The organism is Mesorhizobium sp. BH1-1-5 (genome assembly GCF_020165615.1).
Classification (GTDB): Bacteria; Pseudomonadota; Alphaproteobacteria; order Rhizobiales; family Rhizobiaceae; genus Mesorhizobium.
Window position 1 is genome coordinate 69,878 of record NZ_JAIUIM010000018.1, and the last position, 19,049, is coordinate 88,926.

Annotated in this window: 22 protein-coding genes; 9 read left to right on the plus strand and 13 right to left on the minus strand. The window is 63.6% G+C overall.

Annotation, left to right across the window (positions count from 1 at the left end):
- Positions 1 to 75: 75 nt before the first annotated feature.
- Positions 76 to 1,689, plus strand: coding sequence for a DHA2 family efflux MFS transporter permease subunit (locus LB572_RS22940; protein WP_140801513.1), 1,614 nt, complete (start codon positions 76 to 78; stop codon positions 1,687 to 1,689).
- A 267-nt stretch (positions 1,690 to 1,956) separates the two neighbouring features.
- On the opposite strand, the gene msrB is transcribed toward LB572_RS22940, so the two are convergent.
- The 4 genes from msrB to LB572_RS22960 form a co-directional block, all read right to left on the minus strand.
- A complete protein-coding gene (msrB, locus tag LB572_RS22945; protein ID WP_224669320.1) occupies positions 1,957 to 2,460 on the minus strand; it encodes a peptide-methionine (R)-S-oxide reductase MsrB in 504 nt (167 codons plus the stop codon).
- Between the two features lie 236 nt (positions 2,461 to 2,696).
- Positions 2,697 to 3,254 carry a fasciclin domain-containing protein gene (locus LB572_RS22950; protein ID WP_224669321.1) on the minus strand — a complete coding sequence of 186 codons (558 nt, stop codon included), beginning with the start codon at positions 3,252 to 3,254 and terminating at the stop codon, positions 2,697 to 2,699.
- A 207-nt stretch (positions 3,255 to 3,461) separates the two neighbouring features.
- On the minus strand, positions 3,462 to 4,184 hold the full coding sequence (locus LB572_RS22955; RefSeq protein WP_224669322.1) for an anti-sigma factor domain-containing protein: 723 nt from the start codon (positions 4,182 to 4,184) through the stop codon (positions 3,462 to 3,464).
- Positions 4,181 to 4,720: a sigma-70 family RNA polymerase sigma factor gene (locus LB572_RS22960; protein ID WP_140801517.1), complete on the minus strand. Its 540-nt coding sequence runs from the start codon at positions 4,718 to 4,720 to the stop codon at positions 4,181 to 4,183. The genes LB572_RS22955 and LB572_RS22960 overlap by 4 nt, the downstream gene beginning before the upstream one ends.
- Positions 4,721 to 4,977: 257 nt before the next feature.
- Here LB572_RS22960 and LB572_RS22965 point away from each other — a divergent pair, with 257 nt between their 5' ends.
- Positions 4,978 to 6,474: an amidase gene (locus LB572_RS22965; protein WP_224669323.1), complete on the plus strand. Its 1,497-nt coding sequence runs from the start codon at positions 4,978 to 4,980 to the stop codon at positions 6,472 to 6,474.
- 102 nt (positions 6,475 to 6,576) lie between these two features.
- A complete protein-coding gene (gene argB / locus LB572_RS22970; RefSeq protein WP_140801519.1) occupies positions 6,577 to 7,470 on the plus strand; it encodes an acetylglutamate kinase in 894 nt (297 codons plus the stop codon).
- Positions 7,471 to 7,476: 6 nt separating this feature from the next.
- Here the strand turns inward: argB and bchE are convergent, their stop codons facing one another.
- Complete coding sequence (gene bchE, locus LB572_RS22975; RefSeq protein ID WP_224669324.1) at positions 7,477 to 9,045, minus strand: magnesium-protoporphyrin IX monomethyl ester anaerobic oxidative cyclase; 1,569 nt, start codon at positions 9,043 to 9,045, stop codon at positions 7,477 to 7,479.
- Positions 9,046 to 9,231: 186 nt separating this feature from the next.
- Here bchE and LB572_RS22980 point away from each other — a divergent pair, with 186 nt between their 5' ends.
- The 3 genes from LB572_RS22980 to LB572_RS22990 are packed head-to-tail and all read left to right on the plus strand — an operon-like array spanning position 9,232 to position 10,909.
- Positions 9,232 to 9,615: a hypothetical protein gene (locus tag LB572_RS22980; protein WP_140801521.1), complete on the plus strand. Its 384-nt coding sequence runs from the start codon at positions 9,232 to 9,234 to the stop codon at positions 9,613 to 9,615.
- Positions 9,612 to 10,571, plus strand: a complete 960-nt coding sequence (locus tag LB572_RS22985) for a helix-turn-helix domain-containing protein (protein ID WP_224669325.1) — start codon at positions 9,612 to 9,614, stop codon at positions 10,569 to 10,571. Before LB572_RS22980 ends, LB572_RS22985 begins: the two co-directional genes overlap by 4 nt.
- Positions 10,571 to 10,909, plus strand: coding sequence for a hypothetical protein (locus LB572_RS22990; RefSeq protein WP_224669326.1), 339 nt, complete (start codon positions 10,571 to 10,573; stop codon positions 10,907 to 10,909). Before LB572_RS22985 ends, LB572_RS22990 begins: the two co-directional genes overlap by 1 nt.
- 11 nt (positions 10,910 to 10,920) lie before the next feature.
- Here the strand turns inward: LB572_RS22990 and LB572_RS22995 are convergent, their stop codons facing one another.
- Positions 10,921 to 11,397 carry an Lrp/AsnC family transcriptional regulator gene (locus tag LB572_RS22995; RefSeq protein WP_224669327.1) on the minus strand — a complete coding sequence of 159 codons (477 nt, stop codon included), beginning with the start codon at positions 11,395 to 11,397 and terminating at the stop codon, positions 10,921 to 10,923.
- Between the two features lie 136 nt (positions 11,398 to 11,533).
- On the opposite strand from LB572_RS22995, the gene phhA reads away from it, so the two are divergent.
- On the plus strand, positions 11,534 to 12,370 hold the full coding sequence (phhA, locus tag LB572_RS23000; RefSeq protein WP_224669328.1) for a phenylalanine 4-monooxygenase: 837 nt from the start codon (positions 11,534 to 11,536) through the stop codon (positions 12,368 to 12,370).
- 422 nt (positions 12,371 to 12,792) lie between these two features.
- On the opposite strand, the gene LB572_RS23005 is transcribed toward phhA, so the two are convergent.
- Positions 12,793 to 13,281, minus strand: a complete 489-nt coding sequence (locus tag LB572_RS23005) for a MarR family winged helix-turn-helix transcriptional regulator (RefSeq protein ID WP_140801526.1) — start codon at positions 13,279 to 13,281, stop codon at positions 12,793 to 12,795.
- A gap of 95 nt (positions 13,282 to 13,376) precedes the next feature.
- Here LB572_RS23005 and LB572_RS23010 point away from each other — a divergent pair, with 95 nt between their 5' ends.
- Complete coding sequence (locus LB572_RS23010; RefSeq protein ID WP_224669329.1) at positions 13,377 to 13,544, plus strand: hypothetical protein; 168 nt, start codon at positions 13,377 to 13,379, stop codon at positions 13,542 to 13,544.
- Between the two features lie 81 nt (positions 13,545 to 13,625).
- Here the strand turns inward: LB572_RS23010 and LB572_RS23015 are convergent, their stop codons facing one another.
- From LB572_RS23015 to LB572_RS23025, 3 genes are all read right to left on the minus strand, one after another.
- Positions 13,626 to 15,065 (minus strand): GMC oxidoreductase, encoded by a 1,440-nt coding sequence (locus LB572_RS23015; RefSeq protein WP_224669330.1) that lies wholly within the window; start codon positions 15,063 to 15,065, stop codon positions 13,626 to 13,628.
- Positions 15,062 to 15,220: a hypothetical protein gene (locus LB572_RS23020; protein WP_181179096.1), complete on the minus strand. Its 159-nt coding sequence runs from the start codon at positions 15,218 to 15,220 to the stop codon at positions 15,062 to 15,064. The genes LB572_RS23015 and LB572_RS23020 overlap by 4 nt, the downstream gene beginning before the upstream one ends.
- A 274-nt stretch (positions 15,221 to 15,494) precedes the next feature.
- Entirely contained in the window at positions 15,495 to 16,256 is a 762-nt protein-coding gene (locus LB572_RS23025) for a GGDEF domain-containing protein (protein WP_224669331.1), read from the minus strand.
- A gap of 150 nt (positions 16,257 to 16,406) precedes the next feature.
- Here LB572_RS23025 and LB572_RS23030 point away from each other — a divergent pair, with 150 nt between their 5' ends.
- Positions 16,407 to 17,114, plus strand: a complete 708-nt coding sequence (locus tag LB572_RS23030) for a pyrimidine 5'-nucleotidase (protein ID WP_140801529.1) — start codon at positions 16,407 to 16,409, stop codon at positions 17,112 to 17,114.
- A 266-nt stretch (positions 17,115 to 17,380) separates the two neighbouring features.
- On the opposite strand, the gene LB572_RS23035 is transcribed toward LB572_RS23030, so the two are convergent.
- From LB572_RS23035 to LB572_RS23045, 3 genes are all read right to left on the minus strand, one after another.
- Positions 17,381 to 17,902 carry a hypothetical protein gene (locus LB572_RS23035; protein WP_224669332.1) on the minus strand — a complete coding sequence of 174 codons (522 nt, stop codon included), beginning with the start codon at positions 17,900 to 17,902 and terminating at the stop codon, positions 17,381 to 17,383.
- On the minus strand, positions 17,902 to 18,354 hold the full coding sequence (locus LB572_RS23040) for a hypothetical protein (RefSeq protein ID WP_224669333.1): 453 nt from the start codon (positions 18,352 to 18,354) through the stop codon (positions 17,902 to 17,904). Before LB572_RS23040 ends, LB572_RS23035 begins: the two co-directional genes overlap by 1 nt.
- A 195-nt stretch (positions 18,355 to 18,549) precedes the next feature.
- A complete protein-coding gene (locus LB572_RS23045; protein WP_224669334.1) occupies positions 18,550 to 18,966 on the minus strand; it encodes a hypothetical protein in 417 nt (138 codons plus the stop codon).
- Between the last annotated feature and the right edge of the window lie 83 nt (positions 18,967 to 19,049).

Here is a 19,049-nt window from a genome sequence, read left to right on the forward strand (position 1 = left end):
GCCTGCTTTATCCGTTTCGACGCAATCCGGGACCGCCAACGCTCGTCCTCGAGAATTGCTTAGGGAGGCCATGACATGGCAACCGCAACCATCACCGCAGGATCAATGCCCGGACGCCCGGTCGTCGCCGCGCCGGCCCTGCCCGCGGACCATATGCCTGTGCGCCGCGTCGTCGCCTTCCTGGCGATGGTGTTCGGCATGTTCATGGCGATCCTCGACATCCAGATCGTCTCGGCATCGCTGTCGGAAATCCAGGCGGGCCTCTCGGCCAGCTCCGACGAGATCCCGTGGGTGCAAACCGCCTATTTGATCGCCGAGGTGGTGATGATCCCGCTATCCGGCTTCCTCAGCCGCATGCTGTCGACGCGCGTGCTGTTCACCACCGCGGCGGCCGGCTTCACCGCGGCCAGCGCGCTCGCCGCCACCGCCACCAACATCGACCAGATGATCGTCTACCGCGCCATCCAGGGTTTCATTGGCGGCGGCATGATCCCCAGTGTCTTCGCGGCCGCCTTCACCATCTTCCCGCCCTCCAAGCGCGCCGTCGTCTCGCCGATGATCGGCCTGGTGGCGACGCTGGCGCCGACGATCGGCCCGACGGTGGGCGGCTATATCAGCCACGCCATGTCCTGGCACTGGCTGTTCCTGATCAATGTCGTGCCCGGCATCCTGGTGGCGACGGCGGCCTGGGCGCTGATCGATTTCGACAAGCCCAACCTGAAGCTGTTCTCCAAGTTCGACTGGTGGGGCCTGGCCGGCATGGCCGCCTTCCTCGGCTGCATGGAATATGTGCTGGAGGAAGGCCCGAACCATGACTGGCTGCAGGAGCCGGCAGTGTTTGCCTGCGCCGTCATCATGACCATCGGCGGCATCATCTTCTTCTGGCGCGTCTTCACCGCCGAGGAGCCGATCGTCGACCTCAGGGCGTTCAGCAACGTCAATTTCGCCTTCGGCTCGCTGTTCTCCTTCGTCGTCGGCATCGGCCTTTACGGGCTCACCTACCTCTATCCGGTGTTCCTGGGGCGCATCCGCGGCTACGATTCGATGATGATCGGCGAGGCGCTGTTCGTCAGCGGCCTGGCGATGTTCTTCACCGCGCCGATTGCCGGCATCCTGTCGAACAAGATCGATCTCAGGCTGATGATGATGATCGGCTTCCTCGGCTTCGCCACCGGCACATGGTGGATGACGCATCTCACCGCCGACTGGGATTTTTATGAGCTGCTTATCCCGCAGATCCTGCGCGGCTGCTCGATGATGCTGTGCATGGTGCCGATCAACAACATCGCGCTCGGCACGCTGCCGCCGGACCGGCTGAAGAATGCGTCGGGCCTGTTCAACCTGACCCGCAACCTCGGCGGCGCTGTGGGTCTCGCGGTGATCAACACGGTGCTGATCGACCGCAACGCCTTCCATTATGCAAGGCTTTCCGAGCATGTGCAGTGGGGCAGCGCGGCGGCGCAGGAGAAGCTGCAGAACATGACGCAGAATTTCGAGCAGACCGCCGGGCTCGATGCCACGACGGCCGCGATCTCGAAACTGTCCGGCATGGTGCAGCAGCAGGCGGCGCTTTTGTCCTTCATGGACGTGTTCATGATGCTGACGGTGCTGTTCGCCTCGCTCGGATTCTTCGTGCTGTTCATCAACAAGCCGGCCCAGCAGGGCGGCGGTGGCGGCGGAGGCCATTGAGGAGCCGGAACCCCCGCCTGGCTTCCTCAACGCGTGACCCCGGAAATCGGCGACGATTTCCGGGGTCATTCTTTTGGGAGAAATCGCATAGGGCGCTCCCCCTCACCCAGCCCTCCGCTTCGCTCGGCTGACCTCTCCCCGAGGGGAGAGGAGACTGTCGGCGCCGGCGCCAACCTCTTCTCCCCTCGGGGAGAAGGTGGCCGCGAAGCGGCCGGATGAGGGGGGCGCTGCCCTATGCGATTGACCTGTGTTGGCGCCGGGGCCTGCTCAGGCAGACGCCGGCTTGAAGCTGAGCGCCACGCCGTTGATGCAATGGCGCAGGCCGGTGGGCGGCGGGCCGTCGTCGAAGACATGGCCGAGATGGCCGCCGCAGCGTCGGCAATGCACCTCGGTGCGGGTCATGCCGAGCGAATTGTCCCCGGTCTTGCCGATGGCGTTGGCGATCTCCTGGTAGAAGCTCGGCCAGCCGGTGCCGGAATCGAACTTCGTCTCCGACGAATAGACCGGCAGGTCGCAGCCGGCGCAGGCGAAGATGCCCTTGCGATGCTCATTGAGCAGCGGGCTGGTGCCGGGATATTCCGTGCCCTGCTTGCGCAGCACGTCGAAGGCCTCGTTCGAAAGAATGGCATGCCATTCGGCATCGGTCTTGGTGACCTCGAAGGTCTCGGCGGCGAGAGCGGGCTTGGGTCCGCCGGCGCGCAGCATCGCCCCGGATCCGACGATGAGAGCGGCAACGGCAGCCCCGCTCCAGAGAAAGTCGCGACGGTTCATGGCCGTTCCTCCTGACGCATTTTGCCAAGATAGAGCGCCATCCGGAAATCAAAAGCCGGTGACGCGCTATCCGTCATGTTGAACAATCCCAGACGCAAAACTGCTTCGCGCCTTCCTGGAATTGCTGCTCCGCGCGCCCCTGGCGGGACGACGCGGAGCACACCCTTGCCGGCGGCGCGGATCTTGGATGTCGCGGCCGGCGCTCAGCCATGTCTTCGCCGGCCAGGTCCGCTTTGTTACATCTTCGGCAAGAGAACCTTGTCGATGACGTGGATGACGCCGTTCGACTGGCGGACATCGGCGATGGTGACGTGGGCGACATTGCCATTCTCGTCGGTGACGGTGACCTTGCCGTCCTTGGCCTTCAGCGTCAGCTCGCAGCCGCCGACCGTCTTGACCTGATGGGCGCCGCCATCGGCCTTGGCCATCTTGGCGACGTCGGCGGCCAGCGCCTTGGCGGCGATGACATGGCAGGTCAGCACCTTGGTCAGCTTGTCCTTGTTCTCGGGCTTGAGCAGCGTGTCGACCGTGCCGGGCGGCAGCGCCGCGAAGGCCTCGTTGGTCGGTGCGAAGACGGTGAAGGGGCCAGCACCCTGCAGCGTGTCGACCAGGCCGGCTGCCTTGACCGCGGCGACCAAGGTGGTGTGGTCCTTCGAATTGACGGCGTTCTCGATGATGTTCTTCTTGGCATACATCGGGGCGCCGCCGACCATCGGATTGGCGGCATAGGCGACCGCCCCGAGCGCGGAAAAGCCGAGCGTAGAGGCGAGCAAAAGGGTGGCGAGTTTACGCATGATGTCAGTCTCCTCGGGTTGTTTCTTCCCGTCCTTGGGAACACGAGGAGATACGGGCTCGAAAAAGGTTAGTTTCACGCGCGTCGAGAGATTTTTTATTCGTTCGATTTATTTCTCTCACATCACCTGTAGCGAAAGCTGACTTCCACCGCTTATCAAAGGCTTGGAATAGACTTTAATTAGTCTTTGAGAATATGCCGATCGAGATCAGATGCCCTTCAGGTCACCCGCGGCGACGACAGGGCCGGTCGGCTGGCCGGTCGGCGAGCCGCCGGTCGGCTCGAGGCTGACGGCGAGCACGGCGCCTTGCGCGAGCTTCTGCTGGACGGCCGGGGTGACGGCCATGCGCGCCGTCGGACCGGCGGGAATGACGCCCATCGAGACCGGCGCGTTCTTGCCCTCGATCATCCAGAGCTCGAAATCCTTGCCGGCGCCGCGGTCGCCGGAGACCAGCGACAGGCCGACCTCGTGGCGGGCGGCGTCATAGACGGCAAGGTATTTGACATTGCTGTTGTCGGCGGCCAGCGAGGCGACAAGCCGGGTCTGCGGCTGCGTGACGGGCGGATTGACGTAAGGCAGGGCGGCATAGACGGCCAAAGCGGCAATGGCCGCGGCGGCGAGGCCGCGCCAAAACGCCAGGCTCGCCCACAGGCTGCTGCTGGACGGCGTGGACGTGGACGCCGACGACGCGAACAGGCCGCGGTCGATCGCCACCTTCACGGAAGCCGGCGGCTCGACCGCGGCATAGGCCGCGGCCATCGGCGCGAAGTGGACCTCCCAGGCATCGACCAGGCGGGCGAATGCCGTCTCGGTGTCGATGCGACGGGACGCGATCTGGCGTTCGTCGGCGGCCAGAAAGCCGAGAACGTATTCGGCGGCGAGCAGGTCGTCGCCTCTACGTTCCGGTCCGTTGTCTTCCGCCAGCGTCATCTTTCCAGGCATTCTCTAAGTTTGAGCAGGCTTCGCCGCAGCCAAGTCCGCATCGTGTTCAGCGGAACCTTGAAGCGCTCCGCCAGCTCGGCATAGCTCTCGCCGCTCAAATAGGCGCCCCGGACGGCCGCCGCCCGGTCTTTTTCCAGTTCGTCGAGGCAATGGTAGATGCGTTCGGTCTCGCCGCCCGCCACAGCCATGGCCTCGGGTCCCGGCGTCGGATCGGCGACGTCGAGGGCTATGTCGATGTTGGCAGAAGGACTGCGCCGCGCCCGGATGCGATCGATCGCATGGTTGCGTGCAACGGCCACCAGCCAGGAAATCGGGCTCAGATCGGAAACCGCGAAACGATCCGCCTTCGTCCATATCTTGACAAAGACTTCCTGCAGCGCTTCTTCCGCATCTCCCCTGTCCCTCAAGACACGAAGGCAGACGCCGAAAAGTTTCGCGCTGGTCTGCCTGTAGAGCAGATCGAACGCGGCCCGGTCCTTCATCGAAGTCCGGACAATCAGCTTGCTGATGTCCTGCGGCGCCATAGCGGCAAATTAGAAGATTGCGATTTATTTGCAACGGGTGCCGGAAGCCTTGTTTACCGACGGCCGCGGGCTGATCCGACACACTTCGGCATGGTCCATTGCCAAGCAAATCGGGCGCGGCTGGAGCGTTTCACCGTTTCACGGAAACGGCGAACCGCTCTATCTCCTCCTGCTTGTCTTGGCGCAATTCCCGACGGAAAACCGCTCACACTTTTCCTGGAATTGCTCTAGCCTCTTCGAAAAGAGCGGGGATGCGGATGTCGATCGAGCACGTGCTTTGGGAGCAGGATGCGACAGGGCTTGGCGATCTCGTGCATCGAGGCGAAATCGCGCCGCAAGAGCTGGTCGACGCGGCGATCGCGCGCGCCGAGGCGACGCGGCCCGACATCAACGCCATTGCCACGCCGCTTTACGACGCCGCGCGGGCACGGGCGAAGACCGTCGACCGCACGCTGCCGCTGGCCGGCGTGCCGTTCGCGCTCAAGGATCTCGGCATCGGCCTCAAGGGCGTGCCGATCCATGGCGGCAGCCGCATCGCGCCCTTCACCGCCGATTTCAACTCGGTGATGGTCGAGCGTTATCTCGCAGCCGGCCTGATCCCGATCGCAACCAGCACCTCGCCCGAGCATGGGCTGAGGCTGATGACGGAGTCTGCCCGCTTCGGCATCACCCGCAATCCCTGGAACACCGGTCATACGACCGGCGGCTCGTCCGGTGGTTCCGCCGCGCTGGTGGCGGCGGGCGTGGTGCCGGTGGCGCATGCCTCCGACGGCGGCGGCTCGATCCGCGTGCCTTCGGCCTGCAGCGGGCTGGTCGGCCTGAAGACCTCGCGCGGCCGCGTGCCGCTGACGCCGCTGGTCAGCGAAAGCTGGTACGGCATGGTCGTCGACCATGCCGTCAGCCGCTCGGTGCGCGATACCGCGCTTCTGCTCGACCTCACCCATGGCGCCGATCCGCTCTCGCCCTACACGGCACGCGCGCCGCAAGGGTTCTTCGCGGTCGCCGCGGCGCGCGATCCGGGCAAGCTCAGCCTCGCCGTCTACCGCAAATCGCCGCTCGGCCTGCCGATCTCGGTCGAAACGCTTGCGGCGCTCGACACCGCGGTGGCGCTGGCGCGCGAAGGCGGCCACACGGTGGAGGAGATCGACCTGCCTTTCATCGGCCGCGACTTCATCGCCGATTTCTGCAAGACGGTCGCCTCGGCCGTTGCCGGCACGATGCGGGGCGAGGCGCAGCGCGTCGGCCGGCCGGTGACCGGCGAGGTCGAGCGCTCGACGCGGGTGCTCACCCGGCTTGGCGAAATGTTGTCCGCCGGCGAGGTCTATGAGGGTGTGCAGCGGCTCAACGCCACGGCGCGGCGGCTGATCGAAGAGACCGCGCGCTTCGACGCCGTGCTGATGCCGATCATCGCGCACCCGCCTTTGGCCTGCGGTTCGATGGATCCCAAGGGCGCCGACGAAGTCATCGAGAACCTGCTCGACAAATTGCATCTCACCCGCCTGCTCAAGGTCAAGGCGCTGTTCGGCCAACTGATGGACAAGAGCCTGTGGTTCACCCACTGGCCGGCGATTCAGAATGTCACCGGCCAGCCGTCGATCGCGCTGCCGGTGCATGTCACGGCGGGCGGCCTGCCGCTCGGTGTCCAGGCGGCGGGGCGCCCCGGCGACGAGGAGACGCTTTTGTCCTTCGCCGCGCAGATGGAGAAGCTTTCGGGATGGCTGAAGCGGCGGGCGCCGCTCAAGGTGCCTGCCTAGAAGCTCGGCACGATTTCGTCATTGTGAGCGCAAAGCCGTTTGCCCCCTGCGGCAATTCCCGCTAAGACGCCGCCGTCTTTCCTAGAAGCCGGGAACCCACCGATGACGGACATCGCCGCCACCGCCGAAATGCAGGCCGCGCTGCTTTCCAGGGCGCTGCCCTATATGCAGCGCTACGAGAACAAGACGGTGGTGGTGAAATATGGCGGCCATGCCATGGGCGATCATGAGCTCGGCAAGGCCTTCGCCCGCGACATCGCGCTTCTGAAACAGTCCGGCGTCAACCCGATCGTCGTGCATGGCGGCGGGCCGCAGATCGGTGCCATGCTCACCAAGATGGGCATCGAATCCAAGTTCGAGGGCGGCCTGCGCGTCACCGACCAGAAGACGGTCGAGATCGTCGAGATGGTGCTGGCCGGCTCGATCAACAAGGAGATCGTGGCGCTGATCAACGCCGAGGGCGAATGGGCGATCGGGCTCTGCGGCAAGGACGGCAACATGGTGTTCGCCGAAAAAGCGCGCAAGACCATGATCGATCCGGATTCCAACATCGAGCGGGTGCTGGATCTCGGCTTCGTCGGCGAGCCGGTCGAGGTAGACCGCACGCTGCTCGACCTTCTGGCACGCTCGGAGATGATCCCGGTGCTGGCGCCGGTGGCGCCCGGCCGCGACGGCCATACCTACAACATCAACGCCGACACGTTCGCGGGCGCAATCGCGGGCGCGTGCCGCGCCTCGCGCTTGCTCTTCCTCACCGACGTGCCCGGCGTGCTCGACAAGAACAAGAAGTTGATCGACGAGCTGACGGTCGCCGAGGCCAAGGCGCTGATCAAGGACGGCACCGTGTCAGGCGGCATGATCCCGAAGGTCGAGACCTGCATCGAGGCGATCGAGCGCGGCGTCGAGGGCGTCGTCATCCTCAACGGCAAGACGCCGCATTCGGTGCTGCTCGAGCTCTTCACCGAACATGGCGCCGGCACGCTGATCGTTCCGTAGAGATTATTATCCGGCTAATCTCTTTTCATCCGGCTCGGCTCTACCTTCCAAAACAGGTAGAGCCGGCTTGCGGGCCGTCCGCCTGACGACCATCGATTCCTCCTCGGCGTCCTGCGGCGCGCCCCAGAATTCGGCTAATGTCGGGCCATCCGTGACGCGGGCGTCGCGAGCGAGAAAGCCCCAGACCTCGCGGAACCAGACGCGGCGGCCCATCCTGGTGTACCAGCGCATCGAATGACGCTGCTCCGGGTCGGGGTGGAACAGGATGCGCGCCAGCGCCTTCGGGCGCGATTGCACGGCGACCTCGATCAGCTTGACGGCGAAGAACAGCATCCACGGCTTCAGCCGTGTCATCGCCAGCACCTGGTGCTTGTAATCCCAGAGGCGAACATCCTTCTGGATCACCTTGCGGTCGCGGGCGATGCGAAAGAACGGCGTCCAGCGGTGCGGCGTGACATAGAGGGCCTGGATCTGGTCGGGGTCGTAGGCGATAAGCTGGCGGAAGCCGCGCCAGAGATCGCGCAACGTCTCGTCCTCGAAGCCGGCAACCCAGGTCGCCATCGACAGGATGCCGTGGCGGCGCAGCAGCCGGATCGCTTCACGATCGGACTTGGTGCTGCCGCCCTTGCGGATCAGCGACAGCGTCTCCTCGTCGGTGTTCTCCATGCCGAGCAGCCATCGAATGACGCCGGCCTTTCGGTAAAGATGAAGACTATCGGCGTCGCGCACGATGTCGTCGGCGCGGGTCGAGCCGACGATCAGCACCGGCACGTTCTCGGCGATCACGGCGTCGAGAAAGGCGCGCCAGGCCTTCTTCGAGGAGGTCGGGTTCTCGTCGGCCAGGTTGATCAGCTCGACGCCGTGCTCGCGATGCAGCCAGGCGATCTCCCTGGCGAGCTTGACCGGATCGCGATGCCGCCAGCGGGTCCAGAAGCCGCGCTGGCCGCAATAATTGCACAGATGCGGGCAGCCGCGCGAGGACTGCATGACCACCGCCCGCTTGCCGCCCCAGTAGGAGTAGCGGCGATGATCGATCAGCTCCCAGCCGACGCGCCAGGCATCGAGATCGGCGATGGTCATGGCCGGTTGCGTCGCGACAGGGCGGCCGAGATCGTCGCGATAGGCGATGCCGGCGACGCTCGCCACCGGCTGGCGCATCTCGATGGCCTCGACCAGTGCCGTCGCGGTCGCCTCGCCCTCGCCGCGCACGATGAAGTCGAAGACGTCGCTCGCGGCGAGGATGTCGCGCCAATGATAGGTCGGAAAGACACCGCCATAGATGACGATGACGCCCGGCGCCCGGGCCTTGATCATTTGCGCGATCTTCAAGGCCGTCGGATGGGCCGAGGTCGAGCCGGAATGGCCGATCAGGACGAAATCCGGATCGCCACCGAGAACATCGTCGACCAGCACGCCGAGCGGCATCGGCCCGAACTCGGCGTCGACGAGGCGCACCCGGTGGCCGGAATCGATCAGCGGACCGCCGATCGCCAAGAGGCCGAGCGGCGGCAGATGGTCGTCGGGCACGCGGCTGCCTATGGCCGTGTGCGGCGGATTGATCAGCACGATGTTCATGGCGGACCTCTTGCGGTGATGGTCCGCGAGTCCTAGCCTTCCACCCGGGGTGGGAATTGGCTTGGGTTCGGCAATTTTGGTGCAGCATCTCCGCAAAAATCATCCGCGGTATGTGACCGCCGCGCGGCTCTCCACCGATCAATCTGGACATTTTATAATCCAGGGATTATATTCTCGGAGAAGACGGTGAGAATCTGGGTGCGCAGCGGACCCGGTTTTCACGCCGGAAACGAGATTGAGCAATGGTTGCGCCAAGTCATCGACAGCGACCACGCCGCAGCGGTCATCGGTTGTCTTTATGAACTCGCAGACATCGGGCGAAACGGGTTCATCGAGAGGCGAGGTCTCTGGCAGCGGGAGGGCTTCCAGGACGTTTGGACCTTCCAGTCGATGTCGTTCCGGATCGCGGCCACGATTCCAGGCGACGGACGCGCCCAGACATTCGATTTTTGCCTTGTCGGATCCGAGCGGGCGACGGGGCCGGATGGCGGCAAGACGACGAAACCGGCATTTCTCGACCTGGTGAGGTGGCGATTGTCGGTCGGATCGGAATTGGAATGGATCCTATGAGCGACCATAATTCGAGGCTGCTCGGCGAAATCGAGCAGGACGGCGTCTATGCCGCCCCTCTGTTGCGCGTGCGCGCCGCTCGCGAGACCGCGGCGCTATTGCGCGGCTTGCGCAAGCAGGCCGGCCTGACCCAGCAGGCGATTGCCGCCAAGCTCGGCGTCAGCCAGGCGCGCATCTCGCAGGTGGAAAGCGGCGTGCTGGATTTTCTGCCGCCTCTGGATTTCATCTATCTGTTCACCGACGCGTGCGGCGCGCGGCTGAGCTTGCATGCCGAGGAGAAGAACGCGGTGACTGCCGCAGCGCCGATGCGGGCCGTGGCGACTCCAACGGCCATGGCGGCTGGACTTGCGGAAGAGCCACTGGCCGAGCGTTGGCGGGCAGAGGCCGACGCCGGAGAAGCCAGGGTAGCAGACGTCGCCGCCCCGGCGCGCCTGCGGACCTATCGCATAGCCGCGCGCGGCACCGCGCTGGGGCCCGAAACGATAACCCGCGACATCCCCGATGCCGGCGACGAGGCGTTGCGGCATCTCGACGACAATGGGATTGCCAGGGTTGGTGTCCGCCTGCGCGAGGGAGACATCCTCGTCGGCAAGACGACTCCCATCAGCGACGACTCGACGGAGAGCCCGGAAACCCGACTGCTGCGCGCCATCTTCGGCGAGAAGGGACCGGTACGCGATACATCGCTGCGCATGCCGGCCGGAATCACCGGCACCGTCGTGGCGGTGCATGATGGCAGTCGTTCGGGCGAAAGATCGGTCGCGGTCGACGTCGCGCTCGAGGAAGCGCGCGAGTTTGCCGTTTCGAGGGAAGCCGCGCCGGAGGCCATTCCCGAAAGTCTGGAAATTCTGACCAGGGAGATGGAGTCGCGGAGAGCGGCCATCGGGACGCCGGCCTCAGCCGCGCCGGCCGAGCCGATCCCGGAGCCGCCGCGGACGCTCAAGGAAAGCGAGTGATGGGCGGATCGGCGACATGGCTGTTGCTGGGGGGCGGCGTTTGCGGCTTCGTCTCGGCCATCCTGTTGGCCGCGCCGGCTTTCCGATCGATCGACTCGCGAGGTACGCTGATCAAGCTCGGCGGGCTGAAGCTCACGATGAAAAACCAGGAACTGCTCGCCGCGCAGGAGAATGAATTGCTGGAGAAGGCGCTGCAGGAGCTGAAGCAGGAAAGGCGTTATCTGCGGCGGGGTCTGGCATTGCTGGCGCTCTCATTCGCTCTGACAACTGTCGGCACGTGGATCGACAGCACCAATCCGGCCGAGCACGCCAAGACCGAAGCCGGTTCGCCGTCCTGACCGATTGCCGATTACTTCCGCAGATGGCTGAGCGGCACGTGGCCCGGGCCTTTGATGTTCTGCAGCACCAGTTGCGTGTGGACGTCGCGCACGCCGGGCAGGCGCATCAGCCGGTGCATGACGAAGGCGTTCAGATCGTCCACCGACGGCACCATGACATGCAGCAGGAAATCGTGGTCGCCGGTCATCGTCCAGCAGGACGAGACCTCGTCCATGCGCTGCACGGCGGCGATGAAGCTTTCGGGCGAACCGTCGCTGTGGCTGACCAACCGCACCTGGACGAACACCTCGACCGTCAGGCCGACGGCGCGACGGCTGAGCACGGCGGCAAAGCCCTTGATGATGCCGGTTTCCTGCAGGGCCTCGAAGCGGCGCGCACAGGGCGTGGTCGACAGGCCGATCTCCTGCGCCAGCTCCGAGACGGGCTTGCGCCCGTCGCGCTGCAGGATGTCGAGCATCTTTATCTCGAAATCATCGAATTGAGGCATGTCTTATCGATCTTTCCTTAATCGGAGTGACTTTACCTCAGAATCCACCGTTAAGCTACAAACAAGGCTGATTTGCCTCCTCGTCCGCCCCTAAACTTCATTTCACGATCCGCGGATCACGATCTTCGAGGAGGAAATGATGACGATCAGCGTTACCGACTACGCCGCCGAATGTGCGGCGCAGGGCCTTCGCGGCGACTATTCGGTCTGCCGCAGCGATTTCACCGTGGCGCAAGGCTATGACTATTCAGCCGAGGAACAGGCAGTATGGCGCACGCTGTGCGATCGCCAGACGAAGCTGACCCAGAAGCTCGCGCACTGTTCCTATCTGGACGGCGTCGCCGCGCTCGGCCTGCTCGATCAGATTCCGGATTTCGACGAAGTGAGCGAGACGCTCACCAGGCTGACGGGCTGGGAGATCGTCGCGGTGCCTGGCCTCATTCCGGCCGGCCCCTTCTTCGACCATCTCGCCAACCGGCGCTTCCCGGTCACCAACTGGCTGCGGACGAAAAAGGAGCTCGACTACATCGTCGAGCCGGACATGTTCCACGATTTCTTCGGCCATGTGCCGATCCTGACCCAGCCGGTGTTCGCCGATTTCATGCAGATGTATGGCGAGAAGGCCGAGGACGTGATCGCTCTCGGCGGCGACGAGATGATCACAAGGCTTTACTGGTACAGCGCCGAATACGGCCTCATCCAGGAAGCCGACCAGCCGCTGAAGGCCTTCGGCGCCGGGCTGATGTCGTCCTTCACCGAGCTGCAATTCGCGGTCGAGAGCAAGGACGCCCACCATGTGCCGTTCAAGCTCGAGACGGTGATGCGCACCGGCTACGAGATCGACAAGTTCCAGCGCGCCTATTTCGTGCTGCCATCCTTCGATGCGCTGCGCGATGCGTTCGCCGGCGGCGATCTCGCCGGCATCGTCTCACGTTTCAAGGGTCAGCCGGCGCTCGACCCGGCGACGGTCTGAGGTCGGTTTTCGCCCAACCGACGTTTCAGGGCGGCTCGGTTGCCGACAGGCGCTGAGCCGCTTTGTGCTTTTGCGATTAGTTTCCCAGCATACGGATTTTGACCGGTTGACTGTGTTTGCGTTGGCAGGCGGCATGCTTGGAGATTGGCCGAAACGCCCACCCAGTCGTCATCCACGGGCGGAGCAAGGAGCGAAGCGACGCGCGCAGATCCGAGGATCCATTCCGTGTCGCATGAGTGCTGCTGCGGTGCAGAATTCTGCTCTGCTGCACCTTTAGATCGAGGTAACGGAATGGATTCCGGGGTCTCCGCGACGCCGCTTCGCGGCTGCTCCGCCCTGGAATGACGAGGTTGGAAGGCTTCAGCCAATCCCCAGCGTTTGCAGCGATTTCACGGAAAGGAATCCCTGTGCAGAACCACTAGTCATGCTTTGTCGGGCTCGGCCTTGATCCGGGCCAGTTGCTCGCTCTGCAGCTCGAGCGCCGCATTGATGAAGCGCAGTACGGTCGCCAGCTCCGCATCGCTGAAGCTCGCCACCACCTTCTCGCCCTCGCGCGCGATCGTGCCGTAGTAGCGCTCCGACAGTTCCCTGGTCTGCGCGGTCGCCTCGATCACCACCTTGCGCCGGTCCTCCAGGCTGCGGGTGCGGGTGACGTAGCCGCGCGCCTCAAGCCGATCGATCAGCGCCGTCACCGCAGCCGGCGTCAGACCCGTTGCCGCCGCCACGGCGCCGGCCGATTGCGGCCCGGCATAGAGCAGACCCAGGCAATGCCGCTCGGCCGCGATCAGCCCGAGCCGCGCGCCCACCGCCTCGTCATAGGCCTGCGTGGCGTCCTGCCAGCGCATGACGGCGAGGCCGACGTCTCTGGCCATTTCATCGCGTTTCGTGCTTGACGAGTTTATTTCGATCATCTAACTATCAATCTGCATAACATTCAGGTTATCGTATCAATATGCGATGACGCTTTTTGCAAGGCAAGGGCAAAGTCGCCGACAAGGAGTGAACAATGAGCTTGATTCAACAGCACACCCCGCTCTCGAACGAGGAGGAATACAAATACGCCAAGCTGGCGATGGAATGGTATGGCTGGGGCTCGCCCATCGGCCTCGGCATCCTGCTGGTGGCGCTTGCCGCTGCGGCCGTGCTGGTGCGCGTCGCCGTCTACGGACTGTAAGCGAGCTGGCATTCCTCAAAAGACGCGCCAGGGCGGCGCCGGTCGCCAGTCCAGGTGCCGGCGCCGCCGGCGTTTCGGAGATCAGACGGCGATCACCTTGCCAAGATGCTCGCCGAGGCGGCAGGCGAGCGCGGTGATGGTCGTCGTCGGGTTGCACTGGCCCGACGTGCAGAACACCGAGGAGCCGCTGATATAGAGATTGTCCATGCCGTGCACCTTGCAGTTGGCGTCGACGACGCTCTTCAAGACATCGGTGCCCATACGGGTGCCGCCCATATGGTGGTGGCCCGCCGTCTCCTCATTGGTCGGGTAATCGCCGCCATTGCTGATCCAGTCGTCGATGCGGACGCGGCCGAGATTCTTCTGCGCCATGGTCGTGCCGAAAAGCTTCAGGCCCTCGAGCAGCGTGCGGCGCTCGAGCGGCGACTTCTTCCAGTGCAGTTCGATGCGCGGCACGCCGGCGTGGTCGACATCGGCCTTCGACAGCTCGATCTGGTTCGAGGCGAGGGGCGCCTGCTCCCAGGCGACATAAAGCTGCGCAGCGCAGCGCAGCTTCTGGTCAAGCTGGGACGACATCCACTCCGCCATGTTGGGCGCCGTGCAGGCGAGGTCGGCGATCAGCTTCTTGACATTGGGATAGGGCGACTCGATCAGACGGATGCCGAAATTCATGATCTGCAGCCGCTCCATCGCGGCAAGCGTCGGCGAAAAGAAGGCTTCGTTCGAGTCGTCGGCCTCGAACTCCGTGTAATTGGCGAGGATGGCGTTGCCGCCCTCGAAGGTCGGATGCTCCATCCAGTAGCGACCGAGCGCCGCCGCGTTCGGCACCACGCCACCATTCGACCGCTCGTTCGACCATAAGAGCAGCCGCGAGTTCTCCAGCCCGCCGGTGCAGGTGACGAAATAGTCCGCGCTGAAGCTGCCGGCGTCCTGGCCGTTCGACCACAGCTTCGCGCCGGCGACGCGCTTGCCGTCGCCGGTAAGCTCGGTCGCATAGGTGTTGAGCACAACGGCGATGTTCTTGCTCTTGTCGAGCTCGTCGGCGAATTTCTCGCCGAAGCGCACTGCCGGGCTCTTGATCAATTGCACCCAGCGGATGTCGTCCGAAACCGGGACGTCCGGACGGAATGCCGGAAGCTCAAGGATGTCACGAACCTCGCCGAGATAGGGCTCGATATCGGCGCGGCTGATCGGCCAGCCGGTGTCCGGCGCCCATGCCTTGGGCTCGAAATCCTGCTTGTCGAGCACGCGGCACCAGCCGGCCCAGTGGTTGGATGAGCCGCCGATGAAGCGCAGCCTGGTGATGTCGAGGTCGAAGTAGAAATCGCCGACCGTCTTGCCACGGTAGAAATCCTGCGACTCGTCGCTGAATTCGCGTGAGCCGGCCTCCAGGACGACGACCGGAATGCCGGCCGAGCCCAGCTTCCTGGCGATCGTCGTGCCGGCCGGGCCGGAGCCGAGGATGCAGACCTTGGGTTTGAAGCCCACCTGCTTATAGGCTTCGTAGCTGTCGAAGATCATGCGAGGTCGCTCCGCCGCAGGATCCAGCCATTGATCTCGACGATTTCATCGGGGTCGACCACGGGCTGCTGGCTGCGGAACAGCGACAGCGCGGGCAGCGCGATCAGCGCCTGCACGATGGCGCGACGCGACATTTCTCTTACGAACTTGCTCATGACACGTCTCTCGATAGGGTCTTCGATCCACGCATGCCGTTCCTGAACGGCACAGATGCCGCCGAGAAGGCTAATTCCGTGCCAAAGCTAGGTGAAAACGCCGTTACACGAGAAAGTTTAGCGCGGTTGAGTATGGACATGGTTAGGGTTTTCCTAAAGCGCGTCGCGCTGAACCCGATTCAGCCGCCGCGCTTTTGAGTTTTTGTTTGATGCATGTCGTTGTCCCAAAGCCGCTGCGCTTTTGGGCGACATGCATGACGCCCGCGGCGAGGTTTCAAGCCGCTTCCGGAAGCTCGCGGTCGAGGATCGAAAGATTGCGGCCGCGATTCTTGGCCTCGTAAAGCCTGCGATCGGCGGCGCGCATCAAATCGGAAACGGTCGCGCTCTCGCCGCAGCTTATGCCGCCGATCGAGACCGTGAGCGGCACGGTCCGCTCATCGACGGGGCGGAAACGGATCAGCTCGACCTCGCGGCGGATGCGCTCGGCGATATGCTTGGCTTCCGGTTCGCTGGCGCCGACCAGGAACGCCGCGAATTCCTCGCCGCCGATGCGGCCGAGCACGTCGCCGCTGCGAATGCCGCGTTCGATGGCGCCGGCGATCAGAAGCAGCGCTTCGTCTCCCGTCAGATGACCGTAGCCGTCATTGATCCTCTTGAAATGATCGGCGTCGATGATGAGCAGCGCGCCGCGATCGCTCTTGGGCCGCGACCCGTCGAGCGCGGCAAAGAAGGTTTCGCGGTTGAGCATGCCGGTCATGTCGTCGCGGCTTGCCTTGTCCGACAGGCGCCGGTGCGCCGCCGCGAGCTGCGCGTGTGCCCGGGCAAGCTCGCGATGGGCATTCTGCAACCGGTCGCTCTGCCAGAAGCTGCTGGCGCTGGCGCCCCAGGCGAGCACGAGCGGGCAAACCGTCGAGGCCAGCCAGACGGTGCGGCTCATCGGAAAGCCCATTGCCGGAACCACAATCAGCGTCAACAACAGCGAGACGGCGACCGAAGCGAACGCCACGGCAGCGGCCTTCAGAAATATGCGACTCATCATTTGCTCCCAACGGAGAGCTTCTGTGCCAGCAAGCGCTGAAGGCGACCTTTCCAAGACTTTTAAAATTTGAAGTGAGACGCCATTTTCACACTTTGTGACGCGCATAAGTTGTGGATAAATTCAGCGTCGGCATGCCATAAGAAATCCATGACAACGACACCCGATCCCACCCGCTTCGCCCATGTCACGGACTGGGTGTTCGACCTCGACAACACGCTCTATCCGCATCACTCGAACCTGTTCGCCCAGATCGACGTGAAGATGACCGCCTATGTCGGGGAGCTGCTGACGCTTTCGCGCGACGAAGCGCGCAAGCTGCAGAAGGAACTCTACCTGGAATATGGCACGACGCTGAACGGGCTTATGAAGCGGCACGGCATCGATCCCGACGATTTCCTCGAGAAGGTGCATGACATCGACTATTCCAGGCTGGTGCCGGACCCTGTGCTGGGCGCCGCGATCCGCCAGCTTCCGGGGCGCAAATTCATCTTCACCAACGGCGATCGCAGGCACGCCGAACGCACCGCGCGCCAACTCGGCATATTGGAGCATTTCGACGCCATCTTCGACATCGTCGCGGCGGGGCTCAACCCCAAGCCGGAGCGCCAGACTTATGAGCGCTTTGCCGAATTGCACTCGGTGACCGGACATAATGCGGTGATGTTCGAAGATCTGGCGCGCAATCTGGCCGTGCCGAAAACGCTCGGCATGACGACCGTGCTGGTGGTGCCGCGCAATTTCGAGCCGACCTTTTCGGAGATCTGGGAACGCGACCCGGCAAATGAGGACGACGTCGATTTCGTCACCGACGACCTCGCGGGCTTCCTGACCGCGATCGTCGACGTCGTGGCCTGAACTATGTTTGCATAGGCACGCCTTAGCGATGGGCCGAAACGCCCATCGCGATCGTCATCCACGGGCGGAGCAAGGAGCGAAGCGACGCGCATAGACCCGAGGATCCATTCCGTGACTTCCGGGCGTTGCCGCAGTGCAGAATTCTGCTCCGTTGCATTCCACGGCCTAGAGCAATTCCAGGAAAAGTGTGAGCGTTTTTCCGTCCGGAATTGCGTAAAAACAAAGAGATAGAGTGGTTCGCCGTTTCCGTGAAACGGTGAACCGATCTAGTCGAAACCCGGAATCGTGCCGGGCGGCAGTCCCAGTCGGCCGTTCAGCTCCTTCAAAAACCGGCACAAGCCCGGATTGCCCGCGGCTCCCGTACCGTTGCCATTGCCGTCGGACGAGTAGCCGTTGCCGTGGCCATTGCCGCAATTGGCGTTGCCGTTGAAGCTGCCGCCATTGAAGTTGCCGCTGAAACTTCCGGCATTGCCGTTGCCGTTGAAATTGCCGGTATTCCCATTGCCGTTGAAGTTGCCGGTATTCCCATTGCCATTGAAGTTGCCGCTGTTGCCATTGCCATTGAAGTTGCCGGTATTCCCATGGCCGTTGAAATTGCCGGTGTTGCCAAGGCCGTTGGCGATGCCGACGCCGATCGGAAGGTCGGAAATCCTGACCAGGGTCGAGGCGTCGGCGGCCAGGAACGCGGCAAGCAGCGTGCCTAGCGCGAGGCCGTTGCCATCAAACAGCTTCGCCGCCGCCCGGCGCTTCCGAGGCCGAACGGACGCGGATGATCTCAAGCCGGTCATCAGTGGTTTCCCCGGCCGTTGTGGTTGCCGTTGAAGCCGCCGACATTGCCGTTGCCGTTGAACGAGCCGCCGTTGAAGTTGCCGTTGCCGGCACCGATGTTGCTGTTGCCGTTATATTGGCCGGTGTTGGAGTTGCCGTTGAAGGCGCCAATGTTGCCATTGCCGCTTGTCGGCGAGGTGTTGCTGTTGCCGTTGAAAGCGCCGACATTGCCGGTGCCGCTGTTGAAGGCGCCGACATTGCCGGTGCCGCTGTTCTTGTAGCCGAGATTGCCGCCGAAGCTGCCGAGCGGGTTCATGCTGCGTACGTTCGAACCAATGGCTTGGCCGTATTTGCCGACCGCCCCTTGGACAGCCGACATGCCGAAGGCCTGGCTGCCAGTCGTGGTGTCAGCCTTCGCCGCGGTTGCACTCAACAACCCCAGGCATAGCGCAGGTATGACGTAACGTTTCATCTGCGAGCTCCTTCCATGGCTTAGCTTTTGAAATTGGGACCTGTTTCGAAAAGAACCGGGCTGCAAAAAAGGACTGGGACCGCCGGCGACATGTCGCGATAGCCTTGCGCGGGGGACGGGCGCGTGGCTCGGCGATCCCAGAGACCTCAGCGTCTTTCCAAGTCAAGGCTTGGCGACGCTGCGGTTTGGACGGCGCTAGTGGTTCGCGTTGCCGTTTCCGTTGCCGTTGCCGGCGCCCCGGTTGCCGTTGCCGTTGGCATTGCCGTTGCTGATGCCGAAGTTGCCGTTGCCGTTGATGTTGCCGTTTCCGAGGCCGAAGTTGCCGTTGCCGTTGCCGTTGCCGTTGGCGGCGCCGGCATTCAGATTGCCGTTATAGTTGCCGTTGAAGGCGCCCATGTTGGCGTTTCCGTTTCCGTTGCCGTTTCCGAGGCCGAAGTTGCCGTTGCCGTTGAAGTTGCCGTTGAAGGCGCCGGTATTGGCGTTGCCGTTGCCGTTGCCGTTGCCGACACCGACATTGCCATTGCCATTGCCATTGCCGCTACCGACCGAAAATGCGGATGCCGAACCGGTCAGAGCCGACAGGACGGCCGCGGCCAGAATGAGCTTTTTCATGACGTTCTCCTTGGTTTGCGTTGAGCTTCCCGGCCAGTTCAAGATGACCGGGAGGACGCTTGAAGGATGCACGCAGAAATAGC

What these genes read in the sequence shown, in the direction of transcription:
- LB572_RS23030 (WP_140801529.1), top strand. Translation starts at nt 16,407, where the DNA reads ATGACAACGACACCCGATCCCACCCGCTTCGCCCATGTCACGGACTGG.
- LB572_RS22950 (WP_224669321.1), bottom strand. Translation starts at nt 3,254, where the DNA reads ATGCGTAAACTCGCCACCCTTTTGCTCGCCTCTACGCTCGGCTTTTCC.
- LB572_RS22960 (WP_140801517.1), bottom strand. Translation starts at nt 4,720, where the DNA reads ATGGCGCCGCAGGACATCAGCAAGCTGATTGTCCGGACTTCGATGAAG.
- bchE (WP_224669324.1), bottom strand. Translation starts at nt 9,045, where the DNA reads ATGAACATCGTGCTGATCAATCCGCCGCACACGGCCATAGGCAGCCGC.
- LB572_RS23020 (WP_181179096.1), bottom strand. Translation starts at nt 15,220, where the DNA reads ATGAGCAAGTTCGTAAGAGAAATGTCGCGTCGCGCCATCGTGCAGGCG.
- msrB (WP_224669320.1), bottom strand. Translation starts at nt 2,460, where the DNA reads ATGAACCGTCGCGACTTTCTCTGGAGCGGGGCTGCCGTTGCCGCTCTC.
- LB572_RS23010 (WP_224669329.1), top strand. Translation starts at nt 13,377, where the DNA reads ATGAGCTTGATTCAACAGCACACCCCGCTCTCGAACGAGGAGGAATAC.
- LB572_RS23035 (WP_224669332.1), bottom strand. Translation starts at nt 17,902, where the DNA reads ATGACCGGCTTGAGATCATCCGCGTCCGTTCGGCCTCGGAAGCGCCGG.
- LB572_RS22985 (WP_224669325.1), top strand. Translation starts at nt 9,612, where the DNA reads ATGAGCGACCATAATTCGAGGCTGCTCGGCGAAATCGAGCAGGACGGC.
- LB572_RS22995 (WP_224669327.1), bottom strand. Translation starts at nt 11,397, where the DNA reads ATGCCTCAATTCGATGATTTCGAGATAAAGATGCTCGACATCCTGCAG.
- LB572_RS23015 (WP_224669330.1), bottom strand. Translation starts at nt 15,065, where the DNA reads ATGATCTTCGACAGCTACGAAGCCTATAAGCAGGTGGGCTTCAAACCC.
- LB572_RS22990 (WP_224669326.1), top strand. Translation starts at nt 10,571, where the DNA reads ATGGGCGGATCGGCGACATGGCTGTTGCTGGGGGGCGGCGTTTGCGGC.
- LB572_RS22940 (WP_140801513.1), top strand. Translation starts at nt 76, where the DNA reads ATGGCAACCGCAACCATCACCGCAGGATCAATGCCCGGACGCCCGGTC.
- LB572_RS22955 (WP_224669322.1), bottom strand. Translation starts at nt 4,184, where the DNA reads ATGACGCTGGCGGAAGACAACGGACCGGAACGTAGAGGCGACGACCTG.
- LB572_RS23040 (WP_224669333.1), bottom strand. Translation starts at nt 18,354, where the DNA reads ATGAAACGTTACGTCATACCTGCGCTATGCCTGGGGTTGTTGAGTGCA.
- LB572_RS23005 (WP_140801526.1), bottom strand. Translation starts at nt 13,281, where the DNA reads ATGATCGAAATAAACTCGTCAAGCACGAAACGCGATGAAATGGCCAGA.
- LB572_RS23045 (WP_224669334.1), bottom strand. Translation starts at nt 18,966, where the DNA reads ATGAAAAAGCTCATTCTGGCCGCGGCCGTCCTGTCGGCTCTGACCGGT.
- LB572_RS23025 (WP_224669331.1), bottom strand. Translation starts at nt 16,256, where the DNA reads ATGAGTCGCATATTTCTGAAGGCCGCTGCCGTGGCGTTCGCTTCGGTC.
- LB572_RS22965 (WP_224669323.1), top strand. Translation starts at nt 4,978, where the DNA reads ATGTCGATCGAGCACGTGCTTTGGGAGCAGGATGCGACAGGGCTTGGC.
- argB (WP_140801519.1), top strand. Translation starts at nt 6,577, where the DNA reads ATGACGGACATCGCCGCCACCGCCGAAATGCAGGCCGCGCTGCTTTCC.
- phhA (WP_224669328.1), top strand. Translation starts at nt 11,534, where the DNA reads ATGATGACGATCAGCGTTACCGACTACGCCGCCGAATGTGCGGCGCAG.